Raw genomic sequence first — 3,836 nt, forward strand, 5'->3', positions numbered from 1 at the left:
CGGCTGCCTCGACGTCGTAGTAGACGTCGCCGTCGGGTTCGCCACCCGTGCCGTGCACGCGGTAGGCGAGCTCGTCCGCGATCAATTTCTCGATAGCCGGAACGATCATCGGGATCGCTTCGACGGCTCCGATGTAGTAATTCGGGGCCAGCACATTGAGGGCGTCCATGTCGGTCTGGAAAAGCTCAATCTGGCTCGCAGCCAACTCCCGCCAGTCAACGCCGGTGGCGGTGGCCCGCTCCAGGAGCGGATCGTCGACGTCGGTGACGTTCTGGACGTACGCAACGCGCTGGCCGCTGTCCCGCCATGCCCGGTTGAGCAGGTCGAAGGCGACGTAGCTGGCGGCGTGGCCCATGTGGGTGGCGTCGTACGGCGTGATGCCGCAGACGTACATGGATTGCTCCGCACGTGGCTCGACCTCCACGAGGGACCCGAGGGCGGTATCGAACAGCCTCAACGGGGGCATGCTGCCGGGTAGTTCAGGCACAGGGCGGGAGATCCACGATTTCACAGCCTCAACCATAGTGCTAGGCGCTGATGACATTGAAACCGAGCAATACATAGAGGGCTAGTCCCAGGAGAATGCGGTACCACACAAAAGCACGGTAGCTGTGGGTGGAAATGAATTTCAGGAACCAGCCAATGATGATGAAGCCCACCACGAAGGCGATGACGGTGGCCAAGGCTGTTTCCGGAAGGCCGAAGGGTCCGGTGATTCCTTCCTTCGAGACCACCTTGTACAGCTGGTACAGGCCGCTGCCGAAGACAGCGGGTATGGCAAGCAAGAACGAATACCGTGCGGCGGCTTCACGCGTGTACCCCATTAAGAGGCCGGCCGTGATGGTTCCGCCGGAGCGGGAGACGCCCGGGATGAGAGCCATGGCCTGGGCCAGCCCGTAAAGGATGCCGTGCTTGAAGGTCAATTGGCTCAGCTCGCGTTCCTGCTTGCCCACGGCGTCGGCCACCGCGAGGATCATGCCAAAGACGATGAGCATCGTGGCGACGATCCACAGGCTGCGCAGGACGGATTCGATCTGGTCCTGGAAGAGCAGGCCGAGCACGATGATAGGCACGCTGCCGAGGATGACCAACCAGCCCATCCGCGCGTCGGGATCGTCCCTGGAGACTTTCCCCCGCAGCGATCCGAACCAGGCGCGGACAATCCTGACGATGTCGCGCCAAAAGAAAACGATGACGGCCGTCTCGGTGCCTAGCTGGGTAATGGCCGTGAAAGCAGCTCCGGGATCCGCCGCATTGGGCAGGAACGAGCCGACAATTCGCAGGTGTGCGCTTGAAGAAATCGGAAGGAATTCTGTCAGGCCCTGCACGAGGCCAAGGAAGGCTGCTTCTATCCAGTTCACGTGAATAGACCCTACGTCATGATCTACCCGATCTCCCCGTAAGCTATCAGCTATGCAGCAGCGTTACGTCGGCAACAGCGGGTTTCGGGTGTCCACCCTTTCCCTGGGCACTATGTCCTGGGCGGAAGAAACGGACGAACAGGATGCACGGGAACTGCTCCATACGTTCATCGCTGCCAGCGGCACCATGATCGATACCGCCGCTTCCTACGCCGGTGGACGGGCCGAAGCCCTGCTGGGTTCCATGCTGGGGGACGTTGTGGCGCGTTCGGAGGTTGTCCTCTCCACGAAAGCGGGCGTCTCGACGTCGGACGGCCGGCGCAGCGTCGATGCGTCCCGCGGATCCATGCTGTCCGCTCTCGACGCCAGCCTCGCCCGCTTGGGAACCGACTACGTGGACATCTGGTTCGCGCACGCTTGGGACGGAAACGTACCGCTCGAGGAAACCCTTTCCGCGCTGGACCTCGCGTTGCGCTCGGGCCGCGCACGGTACGTCGGCATCTCCAACTACAACGGCTGGCAGACCGCCAAGCTGCGGCGATCGCGGGATTCACCCTGGTGGCCAACCAATCCGAATACTCGCTCCTGCACAGGAAGCCCGAAGACGAACTGGTGCCTGCCATCGAGGACGCCGGCCTCGGCCTCATGGCGTGGGGCCCCTCGGCCGCGGAGTGCTCAGCGGCAAATACCGCGGACAGATTCCGTCCGAATCACGGGCGGCTGAAGGCCGCCTCAGCGGCTACGTCGAGAAGTACCTCGATGCGCGGGGAGCACGGATCGTCGAAGCGGCAGCCATGGCTGCGCGCGGCTTGGGACGGTCCGCCGTCGATGTTTCCCTGAGCTGGCTGCTCTCGCGCCCTGGGGTATCCACCGCCATAGTGGGCGCACGCAATGCGGTCCAGCTCAAGGAACTGCTCGATGCGCAGCTTTCGCCTCTTCCCGCCGAAATTTCGAGGGCACTGGAAGACGTTTCAGCGATCTGACTCGACTGAAACTCGGGCATTACTGATCGGGCTTACTGGTCGAGGATCTCCAGCTCGTCTTCGTCGAGGAGTTCATTGTTGTCCTCGTCGTCATCTTCTTCATCGTCGTCGAACACCTGAAGTGGTGTGACTTCCGAGTAGGCCTCGTATAGTGAGTCCTCATATACCTCAAAGGCATCTGCAACGGCGAAAAACGCTGCCTCCACAGTGGGATCTCCTTCGCCCCGGCGGGCGGAAGCGGCAATCAGGTGCTCTTCCAAGGCTGCTGTCAATGACTGAAGCGCGACACGCGGATCGATGCTCATGACTTCACGTTAGCCCGAAAAAGACGAAAATGGAGAGGGATGAGAGAACAATTTCTGAGCAGTTCAGTGGAGCGTCAGCGGGACTACGCAAGGCAGTACGAGTACCTCGTACTGACTGTCAGCCCTGACGATTCCTTGCCCGAGGCGCGGCGTCGGCTCGTGGAGCACTCCGAATACGGCAAGTGGGAACTGGAGCGGAGCATCCTCTATATCGGCGGCGGTCGCCGGTTCTGGCTGCGCCGCAGAGTACTCAACGTACAGCGCACCGTGTAAGCAGCACGGCCGTTATTTCAGGGTCCCCGCTCCAGTGTTCGAGCGTTTCAGCTTTCGAGCGGACCAAGCCACGCGTTGGCAACTGTGGTGTGCGCGGATTCCTCATTGGAGGGATGGAAGATCCCGGCCAGCACATCGCGGTACAGCCGTTCGAGTTCGGAGCCCCGGAAGTAGCTGGAGCCTCCCGAAACTCGTATCGCCACGTCCACGATGGTCCGGGCGTTCTCCGTGGCCCGCACTTTGAGCCCCACGAACTTGGGAAACCACTGCGACCCGTGATCGACCAGGGCATCCACGTCACGGGCCACCGACGCCAAATGCGGCTGGATGGAATCCATTGCCATGGCGGCGTCGGCAATCTTCCAGCGGATGTCCGGGTCCTGCGAAAAGCTTCGGCCCCCGTACTTGGCCGAGGTACGGCGCTTGACGGCCTCGACCGCCAGCGTGAATGCCCGCTCCGCGATGCCTGTGTAGACCGCGGCAAGCAGCGTTTCGAAGCACGCGAAAATCGCGAAGATCAACGGATCCTGGTTGGGTCCTACGGGCAGTTTCCGGAAGATCCGTTCCGGCGGCACCATGGCGCCGTGGAGGAGCGTGGTGTTCGATTGGCTTGCCCGCATGCCCAGGGTGTCCCAGTCATTCAGTGTCTCGTGGCCGGGCGCGTCGCGTTGGATGAAGCCGAAAACCAGCTCACCGCTCCCCTCCCGTGCGCCGCCATCCTTGCCGAAGATGCCGAGGCGGGTCCATGCCGGCGACAAGCTCGTGAAGATCTTCCGCCCGGTGAAGCTGTACCCGCCGTCCAGCTGCGGTTCCGCCGTGGTCCCTGAGTCGAAGAGCATGGAGTCATTTCCCGGCTCGGAAATCCCGAAGGCAAAGACCTCGCCGTGTCCGGACTCCTTCAGCACAAAGTCGAA

At 62.1% G+C, this 3,836-nt stretch carries 5 protein-coding genes and 1 pseudogene; 2 read left to right on the forward strand and 4 right to left on the reverse strand.

Annotated elements, in window-relative coordinates; translation table 11 throughout:
* Both AHiyo1_RS16220 and AHiyo1_RS16225 read right to left on the reverse strand, forming a co-directional pair.
* The coding region (locus AHiyo1_RS16220) for a class I tRNA ligase family protein (RefSeq protein ID WP_148667630.1) at nt 1-511 on the reverse strand (511 nt) is incomplete at its 3' end.
* Nucleotides 512-527: 16 nt separating this feature from the next.
* The gene (locus tag AHiyo1_RS16225; RefSeq protein ID WP_059389239.1) at nt 528-1,361 is read right to left on the reverse strand and encodes an undecaprenyl-diphosphate phosphatase; all 834 of its coding nucleotides are present in this window, start codon (nt 1,359-1,361) and stop codon (nt 528-530) included.
* Between the two features lie 52 nt (nt 1,362-1,413).
* Between AHiyo1_RS16225 and AHiyo1_RS16230 the strand changes: the two are divergent.
* Nucleotides 1,414-2,344, forward strand: a pseudogene (locus tag AHiyo1_RS16230) (aldo/keto reductase).
* Nucleotides 2,345-2,376: 32 nt separating this feature from the next.
* Here the strand turns inward: AHiyo1_RS16230 and AHiyo1_RS16235 are convergent.
* Nucleotides 2,377-2,649: a hypothetical protein gene (locus AHiyo1_RS16235; protein WP_059389240.1), complete on the reverse strand. Its 273-nt coding sequence runs from the start codon at nt 2,647-2,649 to the stop codon at nt 2,377-2,379.
* A gap of 39 nt (nt 2,650-2,688) precedes the next feature.
* On the opposite strand from AHiyo1_RS16235, the gene AHiyo1_RS16240 reads away from it, so the two are divergent.
* Nucleotides 2,689-2,922: a DUF5703 family protein gene (locus tag AHiyo1_RS16240; protein WP_059389241.1), complete on the forward strand. Its 234-nt coding sequence runs from the start codon at nt 2,689-2,691 to the stop codon at nt 2,920-2,922.
* A 47-nt stretch (nt 2,923-2,969) separates the two neighbouring features.
* Here the strand turns inward: AHiyo1_RS16240 and AHiyo1_RS16245 are convergent.
* On the reverse strand, nt 2,970-3,836 hold an 867-nt coding region (locus AHiyo1_RS16245; protein WP_059389242.1), incomplete at its 5' end, for an acyl-CoA dehydrogenase family protein.

Origin of the sequence: Arthrobacter sp. Hiyo1 (genome assembly GCF_001263615.2) — a bacterium.
In the GTDB taxonomy this organism is placed as follows: Bacteria; Actinomycetota; Actinomycetes; order Actinomycetales; family Micrococcaceae; genus Arthrobacter.

Coding starts and splice junctions, on each gene's coding strand:
- AHiyo1_RS16240 (WP_059389241.1), top strand. CDS start 2,689: ATGAGAGAACAATTTCTGAGCAGTTCAGTGGAGCGTCAGCGGGACTAC.
- AHiyo1_RS16235 (WP_059389240.1), bottom strand. CDS start 2,649: ATGAGCATCGATCCGCGTGTCGCGCTTCAGTCATTGACAGCAGCCTTG.